The 16,810-nt window shown below is 74.8% G+C and carries 12 protein-coding genes; 7 read left to right on the top strand and 5 right to left on the bottom strand.

Annotation, left to right across the window (positions count from 1 at the left end):
- The first annotated feature begins 89 nt into the window (after positions 1–89).
- Together MM438_RS11610 and MM438_RS11605 are read left to right on the top strand one after the other, a co-directional pair.
- Positions 90–938 (top strand): PHP domain-containing protein, encoded by an 849-nt coding sequence (locus MM438_RS11610; RefSeq protein ID WP_241452661.1) that lies wholly within the window; start codon positions 90–92, stop codon positions 936–938.
- A gap of 107 nt (positions 939–1,045) precedes the next feature.
- On the top strand, positions 1,046–1,909 hold the full coding sequence (locus tag MM438_RS11605) for a RecB family exonuclease (RefSeq protein ID WP_241452659.1): 864 nt from the start codon (positions 1,046–1,048) through the stop codon (positions 1,907–1,909).
- A 97-nt stretch (positions 1,910–2,006) separates the two neighbouring features.
- On the opposite strand, the gene MM438_RS11600 is transcribed toward MM438_RS11605, so the two are convergent.
- On the bottom strand, positions 2,007–3,872 hold the full coding sequence (locus MM438_RS11600) for a BCCT family transporter (RefSeq protein WP_407568181.1): 1,866 nt from the start codon (positions 3,870–3,872) through the stop codon (positions 2,007–2,009).
- A gap of 235 nt (positions 3,873–4,107) precedes the next feature.
- Entirely contained in the window at positions 4,108–5,697 is a 1,590-nt protein-coding gene (locus tag MM438_RS11595) for a DEAD/DEAH box helicase (RefSeq protein ID WP_241452658.1), read from the bottom strand.
- A gap of 225 nt (positions 5,698–5,922) precedes the next feature.
- On the opposite strand from MM438_RS11595, the gene MM438_RS11590 reads away from it, so the two are divergent.
- Positions 5,923–6,567, top strand: a complete 645-nt coding sequence (locus tag MM438_RS11590) for a ferritin-like fold-containing protein (RefSeq protein ID WP_241452656.1) — start codon at positions 5,923–5,925, stop codon at positions 6,565–6,567.
- A gap of 92 nt (positions 6,568–6,659) precedes the next feature.
- On the opposite strand, the gene MM438_RS11585 is transcribed toward MM438_RS11590, so the two are convergent.
- The 3 genes from MM438_RS11585 to MM438_RS11575 form a co-directional block, all read right to left on the bottom strand.
- Positions 6,660–6,932 carry a GlsB/YeaQ/YmgE family stress response membrane protein gene (locus tag MM438_RS11585; RefSeq protein WP_241452654.1) on the bottom strand — a complete coding sequence of 91 codons (273 nt, stop codon included), beginning with the start codon at positions 6,930–6,932 and terminating at the stop codon, positions 6,660–6,662.
- 186 nt (positions 6,933–7,118) lie between these two features.
- The gene (locus MM438_RS11580; protein ID WP_241452650.1) at positions 7,119–7,343 is read right to left on the bottom strand and encodes a DUF3107 domain-containing protein; all 225 of its coding nucleotides are present in this window, start codon (positions 7,341–7,343) and stop codon (positions 7,119–7,121) included.
- A 150-nt stretch (positions 7,344–7,493) separates the two neighbouring features.
- A complete protein-coding gene (locus MM438_RS11575; RefSeq protein WP_241452648.1) occupies positions 7,494–8,135 on the bottom strand; it encodes a TetR/AcrR family transcriptional regulator in 642 nt (213 codons plus the stop codon).
- 192 nt (positions 8,136–8,327) lie between these two features.
- On the opposite strand from MM438_RS11575, the gene moeB reads away from it, so the two are divergent.
- The 4 genes from moeB (at position 8,328) to MM438_RS11555 (ending at position 16,573) form a co-directional block, all read left to right on the top strand.
- Complete coding sequence (gene moeB, locus MM438_RS11570) at positions 8,328–9,518, top strand: molybdopterin-synthase adenylyltransferase MoeB (protein ID WP_241452646.1); 1,191 nt, start codon at positions 8,328–8,330, stop codon at positions 9,516–9,518.
- A 17-nt stretch (positions 9,519–9,535) separates the two neighbouring features.
- Entirely contained in the window at positions 9,536–9,883 is a 348-nt protein-coding gene (locus MM438_RS11565) for an MGMT family protein (protein WP_241452644.1), read from the top strand.
- A gap of 67 nt (positions 9,884–9,950) precedes the next feature.
- Positions 9,951–13,211 carry an ATP-dependent DNA helicase gene (locus tag MM438_RS11560; protein WP_241452641.1) on the top strand — a complete coding sequence of 1,087 codons (3,261 nt, stop codon included), beginning with the start codon at positions 9,951–9,953 and terminating at the stop codon, positions 13,209–13,211.
- Positions 13,208–16,573, top strand: a complete 3,366-nt coding sequence (locus MM438_RS11555) for an ATP-dependent helicase (protein WP_241452639.1) — start codon at positions 13,208–13,210, stop codon at positions 16,571–16,573. Before MM438_RS11560 ends, MM438_RS11555 begins: the two co-directional genes overlap by 4 nt.
- The last annotated feature ends 237 nt before the right edge of the window (positions 16,574–16,810 follow it).

Here is a 16,810-nt window from a genome sequence, read left to right as displayed (position 1 = left end):
GCCCAGGCGGATCGGCGGCGTATATCGCGCCGCAGGCGGCGGCATACGCCCGCATCGCCGCCCCGGAGCGCGCTGCCTAGGGTGAGCCCATGCGCATCGACCTGCACACCCACTCGGCCGCGAGCGACGGCACCCAGCATCCCGCCGACGTGGTGCGCTCGGCGCGCGCGGCCGGGCTGGACGTCGTCGCCCTCACCGACCACGACACGACGAGCGGGTGGGACGAGGCGGCGGCCGCGGTCGAGGAGACCGGGGTGGCGCTGGTGCGGGGCATGGAGATGTCCTGCTCGCACCGGGGGATCAGCATCCACCTGCTCAGCTATCTGCACGACCCGGCCGACGCCGCGCTGCTCGCCGAGCTGGAGCGGGCGCGGGAGTCGCGGCAGTCCCGGGCGCGGCGGATCGTCGAGCGGCTGGCCGTGGACTTCCCGGAGCTGACCTACGACGCCGTGCTGGCGCAGACACGCGACGACGCCACCATCGGCCGGCCGCACATCGCCGACGCCATGGTCGCCCTGGGGATCCGGCGCGACCGAGGCGCGATCTTCCGGGACTACCTGCACGACGGATCGCCGTACTACGTCAGCTACTACGCGCCGGACCCGGTCGACGCGGTGCGCCTGGTGCGGGCGGCCGGGGGAGTGCCGGTGATGGCGCACCCCTTCGCCGCCAGGCGGGGACGCGTCGTCGAGGACGCCGTCGTCGAGGCGATGGCCGAGGCGGGGCTCGCGGGCCTGGAGGTCGACCACCGCGACCACGACGAGCGGCAGCGGGCCCACGCGGCCGAGCTCACCCGCGCGCTCGGGATCGTCCGGACCGGGTCCAGCGACTACCACGGCGACGGCAAGCTCAACCGGCTCGGCGAGCACACCACCAGCCCGGACGTGCTCGCCCGGATCGAGGAGCAGGCGACCGGCACGCCCCTGCTGCGGCCGTGACGCGATCCTGGACGCACCCGTCCACAGGCCGCCGCGGCGCGGACCCCGGTGTCCACAGGCGGGGTCCGGCGCTGTGCGTGACGCGCGCCGCCGTCTAGGGTCGGCGCATGAGCGAGCACAGCGGTCAGGGGATGTTCGACGGGATGCCCCAGCGGTTGTATGCCGCCAGCCCCTCCCGCCTGCTCGCCTTCGTGGACTGCCCGCGGCGCTACCGCCTGCAGTACCTCCACCGCCCCAGGCCCGCCGCCGCGCCGCAGCGCGCCCACACCTCCCTCGGCATCGCCGTGCACAACGCGCTGCGCGACTGGTGGGAGGTGCCCGTGGGCGAGTGGTCCGCGGCGCGCGCCGCGGACCTGGTGCGCACCTCCTGGGTGGACATCGGCTTCCGCGACGCCGCCATGTCCCGGCGCTGGCTGGAGCGCTCCCAGCAGCACGTCGTGGACTACCTGCGGGGGCTGTCGCCGCACCACCGACCCATCGGCATCGAGCGCACGGTGTCGATGCGCACCGCCACCATGGCCGTCCAGGGCCGCGTCGACCGGCTCGACGACCGACCCACCGAGGACGGTGGCCGCGCCCTCGTCGTGGTGGACTACAAGACCTCCCGGCGACCCTCCACCGAGGAGGAGCTGCGCACCTCGCTGCCGATGGCGCTGTATGCCGTCGCCGTCGGCGCGATGTTCCGCCGCCCCTGCGTCGACGTCGAGCTCCACCACGTCCCGAGCGGCACCGTGGTCCGCCACCGGCATACGCCGCAGTCCCTGGAGCGCAAGGTCGCCGAGGCCGAGTCGATCGCCGCGGACCTGCGGCGGGTGGACGCGGACTTCGCCGAGCGCGGGGTGGAGTCGCCGCTGTTCCCGCCGCAGGTGTCGCCGCTGTGCGGGTGGTGCGACGTCCGGGCCCACTGCCCCGAGGGGCAGGCGCACGCCCCGGAGAAGGCACCCTGGGCCGCGCTCGAGCCAGACACCTGAGCGGCCCCCGGCGCCTGGGCCGGTGCGCCTGGCCGGGCGACAGCCACCTGAGCACCTGGGGCCGTGGCCCCCGGTGCTCAGGCCGCGGCCGGCTCGGCTACTGCCGCCGGTAGGTCCCCACCAACCGGTCCCACACCCGCGGCCGGGGCTCGGCGGCGGGGGCGTCCTCGGCGCGCACCACGATCTCGATGTTGTCCGCCCCGTGCTCGGTGATGCCGCGGACCACGGCGTCGTGGACGAGTCGCTCGGCCAGGTCGGCGCGCCGCACCACCGGGTCGGTGCGCAGGTCGAGCACCAGCGCCACGCACATCAGGGCCATCACCACGGCGAAGGGCAGGGCCGAGACGATGGTGATGTTCTTCAGCCCGTCGAGGGCCGACTGGGCGTCACCGCTGGCGGACCCGGCCAGCAGCATCACCGCGGCCACGGCACCGGTCGCCGCACCCCAGAAGGCCACCGTCCACCGCGAGGGCTCGATCGCGCCGTGCTCGGACAGGGTGCCCATGACGATGGAGGCCGCGTCCGCGCCCGAGACGAAGAAGATCGCCACCAGCACCATGACCAGCACCGTGGTGATGCTCGCAGCAGGGTAGTGCGCGAGCAGCTGGAACAGCGCCCCGTCGAAGCTGACCGAGGCCACGCCGTCCTTGACGGTGGCCAGGTCGTGCCAGCGCTGCTGGGCGTCGATGCCCGCGCCGCCGAAGATCGCGAACCACACCAGGGAGACGGCGCTCGGGACGACCAGCACACCGGTGACGAACTGCCGGATCGTGCGGCCGCGCGAGATCCGGGCGATGAACATCCCCACGAAGGGCGTCCAGGAGATCCACCAGGCCCAGTAGAACACCGTCCACGAGGACAGCCAGTCGTGCATGGGGGCCAGCCCGCTGGCGTCGGAGCGCGAGGCCATCCGGGCCAGCTGGTCGACATAGGTCCCCAGCGCCGCAGGCAGCAGGTTGAGCACGAAGAGCGTGGGGCCGACCACGAGGACGAAGACCGCGAGCAGCACGGCCAGCACCATGTTGACGTTGGACAGCAGCTCCACGCCGCGCGAGATGCCCGACACGGCCGAGGCGATGAAGCAGATGGTCAGCGCCACGATGATCACGACGAGGACGGGCGTGCCGACGTGGCCCACCCACCCGTTCTCCTCGAGGCCCGCACCGATCTGCAGGGCCCCCACGCCCAGCGAGGCCGCGGAGCCGAAGAGGGTCGCGAAGATCGCCAGGATGTCGATGAGCCGACCGATGGGCCCGCCCGCGTGCCGGCCGAGCAGGGGTGCGAAGACCGAGGAGATCAGCTGGCTGCGGCCCTTGCGGAAGGTCGAGTAGGCGATGGCCAGCCCCACGGTGGCGTAGATCGCCCAGGGGTGCAGGGTCCAGTGGAACAGCGTGGTCGCCATCGCCGTCTGCAGCGCCTCCGGGGACTGCGGCTCCGCCCCGGTGCGCGGTGGCGGCGCGACGTAGTGGTAGAGCGGCTCGGCGGTGCCGTAGAACATCAGACCGATCCCCATGCCGGCGCTGAACATCATGGCGATCCAGGACCGCGTGGAGAACTCCGGCTCCTCCCGGTCGCCGCCCAGCGGGATGTGACCGAACCTGCTGCTCGCCAGCCACAGCACGAAGACGACGAACGCCGAGGCCAGCAGCACGAAGGCCCACCCCGTGCTCGTCATCACCCAGGACAGGGCCGCGCCGGACGCGGCGGCGAGCGAGGCCGTCCCGAGGAAGCCCCAGGCCACGAAGGCGACGGCCAGCGCGGCGGTCACCCCGAAGGTCACCCGGTCGATCCCGGGCCTGCGCGGGCGCGACTCCGGCACCGGGGTGGCGAGGCCGGCGAGGAGCTCGTGGTCCGGGCCGGGCGACGACGTGTCGGTGGGCGGGGCCCCGTGCGGTGGGGCGGCGTACGGCGAGGCGCCGGACGGTGCGGCAACGGTGGGCGCTGGGTCGGGGCGTTCGGTCACAGGGGATTACTCCTAGCTCGACCGCGCGCTCCCCCGAGCGCTGCGGTCGTCGTTGGGGATGTCCAGGACGACCCGGCACTCTGCCTGGTCTGACCTTTGGGGGGCAAGCTCGTGGAACGGCGACGGGCACCTCCCTCCGCGGAAGGTGCCCATCATCGGTGCCGGCCCGTATGCCGCCACGCCCGCCCCGGGAGAGACGGTCGCCTCTCGGGGAAGGCGGGTGCGGCCGGACGAATCACTCGGTGCTCGGGGCGCCACCCTCGGCCGGGCGGCCACCGCGGGTGCGACGGCGCGAGCGGCTGCGGGCCGGGCGCGGCGTGTCGCCGTCCCGACCCGCGTCGGTGCTGCGCTCGGAGTCCGAGCGGGCCTGGGACCGGCCACCCTCGGAACGGCTGCCGCCGGAGCGACCCCGGCCACCCCGGCCGCCGTCACGGCCACCGCGACCTCCGTCACGACCCTTGCCGGCCCGCTGGCCGGTCTCGCCCAGGTCCTCGAGCTCCTCGGCCGCGAGGCCGGCGCGGGTGCGCTGGTCGCGCGGCAGGCGACCCTTGGTCCCCTCGGGGATGTCCAGGTCGGTGAACAGGTGCGGGGAGGAGGAGTAGGTCTCGATCGGCTCCGGGATGCCCAGGTCGAGCATCTTGTTGATCAGGCCCCAACGAGGAGAGTCGTCCCAGTCGACGAAGGTGACCGCGGTGCCGGTGTGCCCGGCCCGGCCGGTGCGGCCGATCCGGTGGACGTAGGTCTTCTCGTCCTCCGGGCACTGGTAGTTGACGACGTGGGTGACGTTCTCGACGTCGATGCCGCGGGCCGCGACGTCGGTGGCCACCAGGATGTCGATCTTGCCGTTGCGGAAGGCCCGCAGCGCCTGCTCACGAGCGCCCTGGCCGAGGTCGCCGTGGATGGCGCCCGCCGCGAAGCCGCGGTCGATGAGCTCGTCGGCGACCTTGGCCGCCGTGCGCTTGGTGCGGCTGAAGATGATCGTCAGACCCCGGTCCCGAGCCTGCAGGATCCGGGCGAGCATCTCCACCTTGTCCAGGGCGTGCGCGCGGTAGACGTACTGCGTCGTCGCCTTGACGGTGTGCTTGTTCTCCGTCTCGTCGCCCATCGCTCGGATGTGCGTGGGCTGACCCATGTAGCGGCGTGCCAGCGCCACGACCGCGCCCGGCATCGTCGCGGAGAAGAGCATCATCTGGCGGGTCGGGGCGGTCTGGGCCAGGAGCTTCTCCACGTCGGGCAGGAAGCCCAGGTCGAGCATCTCGTCGGCCTCGTCCAGCACGACGATCGACGCGTGGGACAGGTCCAGGTGGCCCTGCTTGGCCAGGTCGAGGAGCCGACCGGGGGTGCCGACGACGACCTCGACCCCGCGCTGCAGCTGCTCGACCTGCGGCTCGAAGGCCCGGCCGCCGTAGATCGTCGCGATCCGGACGCCACGCTTGCGGCCCGCGCGCTCGAGGTCCGCGGCCACCTGCACGGCCAGCTCGCGGGTCGGAGCCACGGCCAGGGCTTGCGGCTTGCCCTGGTGGCGGAAGGTCGCCCATCCCTCGTCGGTCGGGGAGACCACACGGTTGAGCATCGGGATGCCGAAGCCCAGCGTCTTGCCAGTGCCCGTCTTGGCCTGCCCGATGATGTCGTGGCCGCCGAGGGCCACCGGCAGGGTCATGGCCTGGATGGGGAAGGGGTGCACGATGCCGATGTCGGCGAGCGACGCGACGATGTCCGGGTGGACGTCGAAGTCGGCGAAGGTGAGCTCGGGGGCCGGGGGAGTCGCGGGGGACGCGTCGTCCTCGACCGGCAGGTCCGTGGGCTCGGTGGTGGGGTTCGTCATACGGCTGTCCTGTCGGCAGGTGAGCCAGGGCTGGTGACGCGCGGACGAGGCCGGGGCCTGTCTCGCGGTCCGCGCGCAGCGCGACTCACGGGTGGTGTCGGAGCCGATCGGAGGTCTGCGTGCAGCACGGGGCTGCGGCGTGGACGTCGCGTCCAGCATGAGTCGGGCCGACCGGGCACCGGGGTCCAGGGCAGTCTAGCGGCGCGCCCACTACTGTGGGTGCACATGACCCCCTCCGCGCACGACACCGGCGTCGTCGAGCTGTTCGCCGCGCTCGCCTACGCCGAGCTGACCGCCTTCTCCCGCCTGGCCTCCGACAGCGACACGGCCCCCACGCTGACCGCCCGCATCGAGCTGGCCGGCCTGGCCGCCCGCGAGCTGCAGCACCACCAGATGCTCGCCGACCGGATCCACGAGCTCGGCGCCGAGCCTCGGGCGGCCATGGCACCGTTCGTGGCTGCCGTCGACCAGTTCCACGTCCGGACCTCCCCGCACACCTGGGCCGAGCGGCTGGTCAAGACCGCCGTGATCGACGGCCTGGCCGGCGACCTGCTGGCCCAGCTCGCGGCGCGGCTCGACGACACGGACCACGTCCTGCTGGAGAAGGTGCTGGACCGGTCACGCTCCGACGGCGTCGTGGCGCCGCTGCTCGCCGAGGCCCTGACCGCGGAGCCGATGGCCGCCGGCCGGCTCGCCCTGTGGGGTCGACGGGTCCTGGGGGAAGCCATGTCGCAGGGGCAGCGCACCGGGGTGGACCACCCGCACCTGGTGGCCACGGTGGTGGGCTCGGACGACGTGGCCGGGCTGAGCGCCTTCCTGGGGCGGCTCGCCGACGGGCACGCCGAGCGACTCGTCGCCGCCCGTCCCTGACCCGCCCGGGTCGACACGCCGAGAGGGCCGGCACCCACCGGGTGCCGGCCCTCTCGGGACCTGCAGGACGCCAGGCGTCGACGCGGGAGACGTCAGATGCGGCTGCGGCCCTTGGTGACGTTCAGGTAGATCGCGATCAGGGCGGCGGCGACGAGGACGCCGGCCAGGACGGCGACCCAGGCGATGCCGCCGGAGGCGTTCTTGTAGCCGAACTGGGCGACCAGCCAGGAGCCGATGGCCGAGCCGAGGATGCCGAGGACGATCGTCATCAGGATCGAGACGTTTTGGTGGCCCGGCATCACCAGGCGGGCGAGGCCGCCGATGATGGCGCCGATGACGATGGCGGTGATGATCGTGGTGAGCATGGAGAGATCTCCTTGACGGTGGGGATCGCGAGCCTTGCGGCTACGCGCTGTCACTCCAATGGTTACCCGAGACCCCCGGATGCCAAGCGCACTTTTGCATCACAAGTGGGTCACGAACGCAAGCGGCCTGGTGGGGGACATTGCCCCCCTGCCAGGCCGCTTTGATCGATCAGCAGTTCAGGCCGCTCACAGGTTGCCGAAACCGACCCGAGACTTGGTGGACTCGCCGATCTCGACATAACCCAGGTGGTCACCAGGAACGATGATGGTGCGTCCCTTCTCATCACGGAGAGTGAGGGTACTCCCGTCGGCGACCGCGGCCGCGACGGCGCGGGTGATCTCCTCCGGGGACTGGTCGGACTCGAAGCTGATCTCGCGGGCGACGTGCTGGACGCCGATCTTGACCTCCACAGGAGGGTCCTTTCGCTCGGGCGGACGTGCTGGTGGGGGTGGATCGCCGGACCGGCCGACGACGCTCCCCGTCGGGTCAACCGGGGGGCTGGCGCGGGTGTTCCCCGGGGCGGCCTGTGGGCGGCCGCCGTGCGAGGAGGCGTATCGGGCTCAGGCGGTCTGCTTGGGGAAGCCGCCGATGCCGCGCCAGGCCAGCGCCGCGACCAGGGCGGCCGCGTCGGGGCGTTCCACCCCGGCCGCGTGCGCCTGCGCGACCCAGTGACGGGCGGAGTTCTGGGCGGCGCCGGCGAGCGCCATGCCGAGGATCAGCGCATGCTCGCGCGGCATCGCCGCATCCTCGGAGATGACGTCGGCGATGGCCTCGGCGCACCGCAGCTCGACCCCGTCCAGCCGGTCGCGGACCGCCGGCTCGCCGGTCAGGTCCGACTCGAAGACGAGCCGGAAGGGCGCGCCCTCGCGGTCGAAGAACTCGTAGTAGGCCCCCATCGTGGCGGCGACCCGCTGGCGGTTGTCGTCGGTGGAGGCCAGGGCGGCCTTGACCAGGTCGACGATCGCGTCGCAGTGGACGTCGAGGAGCGTGAGGTAGAGCTCCTTCTTGCTCGGGAAGTGCTGGTAGAGCACCGGCTTGGAGACACCGGCGCGCTCGGCGATGGCGTCCATCGCGGCCGAGTGGTAGCCCGACTCGACGAAGACGTCCTGGGCCGCCTGCAGCAGCTGGGCGCGGCGCTCGGAGCGGGGCATCCGGCCGTGGCGCAGCACGTCCTGGTCGTGGGAATCGGTGAAGGGCGTCATCGAGGTCCTTTCGGCCACCGGGGGCGAGGGCCGCCGCGGCTCTCGTCATGGTACTCACCAGTCCGGGTGCTATGGGACACAGGAAGACGTATGCCGCATACGGAGCGCTTCCGGGGCAGTGCAGATGACGCAACCCTGCGCAGTCAGCGACGTAGCCACCGCGGCGCGCCGCCCGGCCGGTATCCTCCCCGCATGCCCCTGCCGCCGCTCGTCGAGCCCGGGCGCGACCTCACGCCCGAGGAGGTGCGCCGCTACGCGCGGCACCTGCTGCTGCCCGAGGTCGGACGGGTCGGTCAGCGTCGGCTCGGCGCGGCCCGGGTCCTCCTGGTCGGGGCGGGCGGGCTGGGCTCGCCGGCGCTGCTCTACCTCGCGGCCGCCGGGGTGGGCACGATCGGCGTCGTCGATCCCGACGTCGTCGACGAGACCAACCTGCAGCGGCAGGTGATCCACGGCCAGGCCGACGTCGGACGCCTCAAGGTCGACTCCGCGGCCGACGCGGTGGCGGCGGTCAACCCGCTGGTCCAGGTGGTCCGGCACCCGGTGCGCCTGGACGCGACCCAAGCCCTCGACCTGGTCGGCGGCTACGACCTCGTCCTGGACGGGGCCGACAACTTCGCCACCCGCTACCTCGTGGACGACACCTGCGCCCTGCTCGGGATCCCGCACGTGTGGGGCTCGGTGCTGCGCTTCCAGGGCCAGGCGAGCGTCTGGTGGCGCGGCCACGGGCCGTGCTACCGCTGCGTCTTCCCGACCCCGCCGCCCGCCGGGTCGGTGCCCTCGTGCGCCGAGGCAGGCGTGCTGGGGATCCTGTGCGCCGTCGTCGCGTCCGTCCAGGTCACCGAGGCGATCAAGCTCGTCGTCGGCGCGGGCGAGCCCGTCGTCGGCCGGCTGCTCCTGCACGACGCCCTGGCGCAGCGCTGGGACACCCTGCGCGTCGAGCGCAACCCCGACTGCCCCCTGTGCGGGGACCACCCCACCATCACCGCACCCAGCGAAGGGCAGGAGCTGTGCGGCCTGCCCACCCAGGAGGACGCCATGCAGCCCGACCAGCCCGACGCCCCCACCGTGACCGCCACCGAGCTCGCCGCCATGCTGCGCGACCGGCCCGGGACCTTCCGGCTCGTCGACGTGCGCGGCGAGGACGAGCGCGCCATCGTGTCGATCCCCGGTGCGGAGGCGATCCACCTCGACGAGTTCCTCAGCGGGCGGGCCGCGTCGGCCTTCGAGCCCGACGAGGAGGTCGTCATCCACTGTCGGTCCGGCGTCCGGTCGGCCACCGCCCTGCGCGCCCTCACCGCGACCGGCCACACCCGGGTGCGCCACCTCGAGGGCGGCGTCCTCGCCTGGGCGCACGACGTGGACCCCTCGCTGCCGACCTACTGAGCAGGCGGCCCCGGCCCGTGGACCGTCCCCTCCCCGCGCCCGGTGCGTTCGCCCAGGACGTGCTGGAGCTCGTCGAGCAGGTGCCCCCAGGGCAGGTCCTGACGTATGGCGACGTGGCCCGGCTCCTGCAGGCCGGTGCCCCGATCGCGGTCGGCCGGGTCATGGCCCGGCACGGCGTCGACGTGCCCTGGTGGCGGGTCGTGCGCGCCGACGGGTCGCTGCCCGCGGTGCTCCTCGGCCGGGCCCGGCAGCGGTGGCGGCGCGAGGGGACCCCGGTGGTGGCCGCAGCCGACGGCATACGTCCGGACCTGGCGCGGGCCCGCTGGGACGGGCTGGGCGCCCGCATCCCCCGCGACCCGGGGTGAGCCGCTGCTGCGTCGATCCGGGTGCGTCCCGCAGGGGTATGTCGGTGCTCGATGATGGGATCACCTCATGGTCCTGCTGACCCGCGCGCCCGCACCGGTCGCCGCCGAGCCACCCGAGCTCGACGACGGCCAGCGCGCCGTGCTCGCGGCGACGGCCCCGCTGGTGCAGGTGGTCGGCGCGCCCGGGTCCGGCAAGTCCACGCTCGCCGTCGAGCTCGTGGTCGACCGGGTGCGCCGGGGACTCGTCGAGCCCGACCGCGCTCTGCTGCTCACCTCCTCCCGGGTGGCGGCGGCCGCGCTGCGGGACCAGGTCACCGCCCGGCTCGGGGTGACCACCACGACCCCGCTGGCGCGCACCCACCAGTCGCTCGGCTTCGGGCTGCTGCGGGCCGAGGCCGCGCTCGCCGGCGACCCGACACCGCGGCTGCTGTCCGGGGCCGAGCAGGACGCGATCCTCAAGGAGCTGCTCGACGGCCACGCCGCCGGCCTCGTCCCCGGCCCCGACTGGCCCGCCGCCGTCCGGGAGGCCCTGCCCACCAGGGGTTTCCGAGCCGAGCTGCGCGACCTGCTGATGCGCGCCGTGGAGCGCGGCCTGGTGCCCGAGGACCTCGTGGAGCTCGCCGACCGCGAGGGCCGTCCGGAGTGGCGGGCGGCCGCCGCCGTCCTGCAGGAGTACGACCAGGTCACGGCCTTCTCCCGGCCCGGGGCCTATGACCCGGCCTGGGTGCTCTCGGCCACGGCCGACCTGATCGAGGAGTCGCCCGAGCGGCTGGCGCGCGCCCGCGAGCGCTTCGGGCTGATCGTCGTCGACGACGCGCAGGAGCTCACCTGGTCCGCGGCCCGGCTGCTCTCGGTCGTCCGAGCGCCCGATACCCAGCTCGTGCTCATCGGTGATCCCGACCTCGCGGTGCAGACCTTCCGGGGCGCCGATCCCCGGCTCTTCGCGCACGAGTGGGAGCGCTGGTTCGGCGGCGACGACCTGCTCACCCTGGGCGAGGCCTTCGTGCTGGCCGGGTCCCACCGTCAGCCGCCCCGACTCGCCGCCCTGACGGCACGGGTGGCGGGCCAGGTCGGGTCCGTGGGAGTGGTTGCCCACCGGCGGGTGGTCGCGTCCGCCACCGGGTCCGAGCCCGACGACCGAGCCGCTGCGCGAGCGGATGAGGGGGCTGTCTGCGCCCCGGTGGACCCGGGCCCCGCGCCGCCCGGCGCGGATCCGGCGACCGGGCACGGCACGGTGGAGACCGCGGTCCTGCCCACGGTCGCCCAGGAGGCCGCCTACATCGCCGGTCGGCTGCGCCGGGCGCACCTGCTCGACGGCGTGCCCTGGTCGCAGATGGCCGTCCTGGTCCGCGGGCGCTCCGGAAGCGCGGCGCTCCGGCGAGCCCTCGCCGGGGCGGGAGTGCCGGTGGCGAGCTCGATGACCGACCTGCCCGTCCGCGACGAGCCGGCGGCCCGGGCCCTGCTCGCCCTCCTCGAGGTCGTGGTGCGCGTGGCCCGCGGCGACGAGCGACCGATCGAGCCGGACCTGGCCACCGAGCTCCTCCAGTCGCCGCTCGGCGCCAGCGATCCCGTCACCGTGCGCCGGCTGCGCCGCTCGCTGCGCCAGGCCGACCGGGCCGCGGGAGGCAGCACCCGCGGCGACCTGCTCGTGGCCCAGGCCCTGCTCGCGCCCGAGCTGCTCTCCGAGGTCCCCGCGGCCGAGTCCGCAGGAGCCCGGCGGATCTGCCGGGCGCTCGCGGCCGCGGTGGACGCCGCCCGGCTCGACGAGCGTGGTCGCTGGCAGCCGGGCGTCACCGCCGAGCTGCTCCTGTGGCAGCTGTGGTCCGCGCTCGGGCTCGCCGAGGGCTGGCGCTCGGCGGCGTTGGCAGGTGGTCTGGCCGCGGCCCGCTTCGACCGACACCTGGACGCGGTCGTGGCCCTCTTCGGCGCCGCGACGAGCTTCGCCGAGCGGCTGCCCGGGGCCGGCCCCGAGGCCTTCCTCGACCAGACCCTGGGGCAGGAGGTCGCCGCCGACTCGCTCGTCCCGCAGGCGCCGCTGGAGGAGGTCGTCCGGGTGCTGACCCCGCAGAGCGCCGCGGGTCTGTCCTGGGACCTGGTCGTGGTCGCCCAGCTGCAGGAGGGGGTCTGGCCGGACCTCCGGCTGCGTGGATCCCTCCTCGGCTCCGAGCATCTCGTCGACCTCATGGCCGGTCGCGGGCACGGCCCCCGCGAGGCGCTGGCCGCGGTCCGCTCCGACGAGGCCCGCCTGCTCACCGTCGCGGTCAGCCGGGCTCGCCGGACCCTGGTCGCCACCGCCGTGAGCTCCGAGGACGAGCAGGTCTCGCCCTACCTCGACCTGATCGACCCCCCGGGGGACGGAGCTCGGGAGCTGACCCCGGTCGCTCGCGCGATGACGCTCACCGGCGTCGTGGCCGAGCTGCGGCGACGCGTGCTGAGCGAGGACCCGCAGGAGCGGGCGGCGGCGGCCGAGCGACTCGCCGCGCTGGCGGCCGCGGGCGTCCCGGGCGCGGCTCCCGACCAGTGGTGGGGGCTGCGGGAGAGCACCGACGACGCCCCCGTCCACGCTGGCGACGGCCCGGTCCCGGTGTCGCCGTCGCGCATCGAGAGCTTCCGACGCTGCCAGCTGCTGTGGTTCCTGCGCAGCCACGGCGGCGAGGGCGGAGATCGTTCCGCGGCCGACCTCGGCACCCTCGTCCACGACATCGCCGCCGACCCCGACCTCGACCTGACCGACGAGCGCGCCCTGCGTGCCGAGCTCGACCGACGGTGGCCCGAGCTCGAGGTGCCCGACAGCTGGCGCGGTCGGCACGACCACGAGCGGGCGGCGCGGATGCTGGACCGGCTCGCGTCGTTCGCCCGCGAGTCCCGCGACGAGGGCTGGCAGGTCGTCGGGGTGGAGCGGGAGGCCCGGGCGGAGATCGGCCCGGCGCTGCTCACCGGCCGTGTGGACCGGCTCGAGCGGGACGCGGACGGACGACTGCGCGTCCTCGACCTCAAGACCGGCAACCGCGCGCCGACCAGGGCCGAGATCGGCGAGCACCCCCAGCTCGCGGCCTACCAGGCGGCCGTCGAGGCGGGCGCCTTCCCGGAGTCGTCCGTCAGCGCGGGGGCCGCCCTGGTGCAGCTCGGTGGCGACGCGGCCCGGCACCGTCTCCAGCCGCAGGCCGCCACGTCCGACGCCGACGATCCCACCTGGGCCCGCCGGCTCGTCGCGGAGAGCGCCGAGGGCATGGCCTCCAGGAGCTTCCGGGCCATGCCCGGCGACCACTGCTCCTCCTGCCCGGTGAGCAGGTCCTGCCCCGCCCGGCCCGAGGGCCGGCAGCTGTGACCCCGCGGCACAGCGCGCTGGACATCGCGGACGCCCTCGGTCAGCCACCCCCCACGCCCGAGCAGCAGGCCGTCATCGAGGCGCCCGGCACGTCCCTGCTCGTCGTCGCCGGCGCCGGCTCGGGCAAGACCGAGACCATGTCGGCGCGGGTGGTGTGGCTCGTCGCCAACGACCTCGTCGCACCGCAGGAGGTCCTCGGGCTGACCTTCACCCGCAAGGCCGCCGGCGAGCTCGCCGAGCGCATCGGCCGCCGGCTGCGTCAGCTCGCCGCCGCCGGGCTGTGGGCGGGCTCGGACCTCGACGAGGGCGACTTGGCGCCCGTCGTCTCGACCTATCACGCCTATGCCGGGCGTCTGGTCGCCGAGCACGGCCTGCGCCTGGGCTACGAGCCCGGCGCCCGGCTGCTGTCGGAGGCCTCCGCCTGGCAGCTGGCCCACGAGGTCGTCTCGGCCTACACCGGGCCGCTGGACCAGGTCGCCCGCGACGCGGGTCGCCCGGTGCCCGCCGTGTCGACGGTCGTCGACGCCGTGCTCACCCTGTCCGGTCAGCTCGCCGAGCACCTGCGCGGCCCGCAGGACCTGGGCGACCTGCTCCGCGCCGTCGCGGAGGAGTGGTCCGCCCTGCCGCCGGGGGCCGGCACCAAGAAGGCCGTCGCCCCCGCCGCCGAGGCGCTCGGGGTGCTCCGGGTGCGCGAGGCCATGGTCCCGCTGCTGCCCGCCTACCAGCAGGCCAAGCGCGAGCGTGAGTGCCTGGACTTCGCCGACCAGGTGTCCCTGGCCGCCCGGATCGCGCGGACCTTCCCCGACGTCGGGTGGGGGGAGCGACGCCGGCACCGGGCGGTGCTGCTCGACGAGTTCCAGGACACGAGCGAGGCCCAGCTGGTGCTCCTGCGCGAGCTCTTCGCCCACCCCACCGACGGCGTCCCGGTCATGGCGGTCGGCGACCCGCACCAGTCGATCTACGGCTGGCGCGGAGCCTCCGCGACCACGCTGACGTCCTTCCCGCGGCACTTCCCCACCCAGACCGGACCCTCGCGGACCCTGCCGCTGTCCACCTCCTGGCGCAACGACGAGGCCGTCCTGGCCGTCGCCAACACCGTGGCCGCACCCCTGACCGCGGCCTGCCCGGTGGAGGTGTCCCGGCTGTCGCCTCGTCCGGGGGCCGGGCCCGGGCGGGTCGAGGCCGCCCGGCTGATCACCCACGTCGCCGAGGCGGAGCACGCCGCCGACTGGCTGGCCGGTCGTCTCGGCCTGGCCGAGGACCCGACCTCCGGGGACGACGGCACCGCCGACGGCTCAGGGCCGTGGCCGGCCGGGCGCCGGCCCACGGCGGCGGTCCTGTGCCGCAAGCGCTCGCAGTTCCCCGTCGTCCTGGAGGCCCTTGAGGCCCGCGGGGTGCCGTGCGAGGTGGTCGGCCTCGGGGGACTGCTCGCCATGCCCGAGGTCATCGACCTGGTGGCCTTCCTGCACGTCGTCGACGACCCCGCCCGCGGCGACCACCTCGCCCGCCTCCTCACCGGGCCGTCGGTGCGCCTCGGCCCGAGCGACCTCGCGGCGCTGCACGACTGGTCCCGCGCGCTGGGGGCGCGGGTGGACGCCGACGAGGACCAGGTGGGCCTCGTCGAGGCCGTGGACCACCTGCCGCCGCCCGGGTGGGTGTCCGGTCGCGGGCGCTCGCTGACACCCCTCGGCAGGCAGCGGCTGCTGGACCTGCGTGACCGGGTGCGGCGGGTGCGTGACCTGCTCAGCGCCACGCTCCCGGAGGTCGTCGCCGAGGCCGAGCGGGTCCTGGGCCTCGACCTCGAGGTCCTCGCCCGGCCCACCCGTCCGATCGCCGAGGCGCGGGTCCACCTCGAGGCCTTCGCCGACGTGGCCGCCCAGTTCGCTGCCGGCGCCGACCGTCCCACGCTGGGAGCCCTGCTCGACTGGCTGGGCGCCGCCGAGGACCGCGAGCGCGGGCTCGCTCCCGGCCAGGTCCCCCCGATCCCCGGCGCGGTCCAGGTCCTCACCGTGCACGCCTCCAAGGGGCTGGAGTGGGACCTCGTCGTCGTCCCGGGCCTGGACGAGGGCACCTTCCCCGCCCACGACGCCCGCACGCGCGAGAGCGACGACGGGCGCTACGTCGTCCCCGACCCGACGGACAAGACCTGGCTCGCCGGCCTCGACACGGTGCCCTTCGACCTGCGCGGCGACCGCAGCGGGCTGCCGGTCCTGTCGTGGCGCGGGGCCGCCGACCTGGTCGACGTCAGCGCCCGGATCGGCACCTTCGTCGTGGAGTGCGGGGCGCACGCGGTCATGGAGGAACGCCGACTCGCCTACGTCGCGCTCACCCGCGCCCGGCACGAGCTCCTGCTCTCCTGCGCGGTCTGGGGCCCCCAGACCCGTCCGAGGGTGACCTCACGATTCCTCGAGGAGATCCTCGCCGCGGGCCAGGCCGTCCGCACCTGCTGGGAGCCGATGCCCGACCCGGCGGACGAGCCGACCAACCCGCTCGCGGCGGTCGACCGGAGCGTCGTGTGGCCGCCGGACCACCCGGTCGACCCGGCACTGCGGCGCGCGGTGACCGAGATCGAGGCCGCCGCGGCGCGCAGGAGCGACGACCCCGAGGCCCCGGCTGGGGGAGGCGAGGGACCGGCTCCGGCATACGGCCGCGTCCCCGACCGCTCCTGGGCCGAGCTGGACCGCGAGCTGGCCGTGCTGCTCGCCGAGCGCGCCCGGGGCGGGCGGGAGCGAGCCGCCGTCGTCACCATGCCCGCCCACCTGTCGACCTCGGCCCTCGTGGCCCTGGCCGACGACCCCGACGCCTTCCTGATCGGGCTGCGGCGGCCCATGCCCGCCCGCCCTGCGACCGAGGCCAGACGGGGCACCGCCTTCCACGCCTGGATCGAACGGCACTACGGCGAGGCGGCGATCGTCGACCTGGACGAGCTGCCGGGCAGCGCCGACGAGGGCGCGGGCGAGGAGGCCGAGCTGGCGATGATGCGCGAGCACTTCCTCGCCAGCGAGTGGGCGCAGCGCACGCCGGTCGAGGTGGAGCTGGCCGTCGAGTCACAGGTGGCGGGGGTGAGCATCCGCGGTCGCATCGACGCGGTCTTCGCCCGGCCCGACGGGGGGCTGACCGTGGTGGACTGGAAGACCGGTGCCCGTCCCACGGGACGTCGCGCGCAGGTCCGGCAGGTGCAGCTCGCGGTCTACCGCCTTGCCCTGGCCCGCCTGCGAGGCCTGGACCCCGACCAGGTCGACGCCGCGTTCTACTACGCCGCCACCGGCGAGACCGTCCGGCCGGCGCTGCCGGACCAGGCCGAGCTGGAGGCGCTCGTCACCGAGCTGTACTCCCGAGGCGCCGGCATCGTGACCGGTTGAGCCCCCTCGCGCGCCGCGGCTGCGGTGCTCAGGTCTCGTCGGGCGAGGGGGAGCCGCTCGTCGTCCTCGTCGGGGAGTCGGCCACCGGCTCCTCGGACCGATCCCCCTGGGCAGCCAGGGGGTCGGACAGGCGCGTCGGGCGCCGGGAGGCGGCGTCCTCCGCCACGAACGGCAGCTCGGCCTGGTCGTACCCCGGGTCCGTCTCGCCGGGGAGCTCCTCCCCGACCCCACCGGTCC

It is taken from the genome of Arsenicicoccus dermatophilus, from assembly GCF_022568795.1.
In the GTDB taxonomy this organism is placed as follows: domain Bacteria; phylum Actinomycetota; class Actinomycetes; order Actinomycetales; family Dermatophilaceae; genus Arsenicicoccus; species Arsenicicoccus dermatophilus.
This window is presented reverse-complemented; position numbering and strand designations above follow the sequence as displayed.

Bases quoted from the DNA above. Each gene is read 5' to 3' on its own strand.
- MM438_RS11610 (WP_241452661.1), top strand. From the start codon at position 90: ATGCGCATCGACCTGCACACCCACTCGGCCGCGAGCGACGGCACCCAG.
- MM438_RS11605 (WP_241452659.1), top strand. From the start codon at position 1,046: ATGAGCGAGCACAGCGGTCAGGGGATGTTCGACGGGATGCCCCAGCGG.
- MM438_RS11595 (WP_241452658.1), bottom strand. From the start codon at position 5,697: ATGACGAACCCCACCACCGAGCCCACGGACCTGCCGGTCGAGGACGAC.
- MM438_RS11590 (WP_241452656.1), top strand. From the start codon at position 5,923: ATGACCCCCTCCGCGCACGACACCGGCGTCGTCGAGCTGTTCGCCGCG.
- MM438_RS11585 (WP_241452654.1), bottom strand. From the start codon at position 6,932: ATGCTCACCACGATCATCACCGCCATCGTCATCGGCGCCATCATCGGC.
- MM438_RS11575 (WP_241452648.1), bottom strand. From the start codon at position 8,135: ATGACGCCCTTCACCGATTCCCACGACCAGGACGTGCTGCGCCACGGC.
- moeB (WP_241452646.1), top strand. From the start codon at position 8,328: ATGCCCCTGCCGCCGCTCGTCGAGCCCGGGCGCGACCTCACGCCCGAG.
- MM438_RS11560 (WP_241452641.1), top strand. From the start codon at position 9,951: ATGGTCCTGCTGACCCGCGCGCCCGCACCGGTCGCCGCCGAGCCACCC.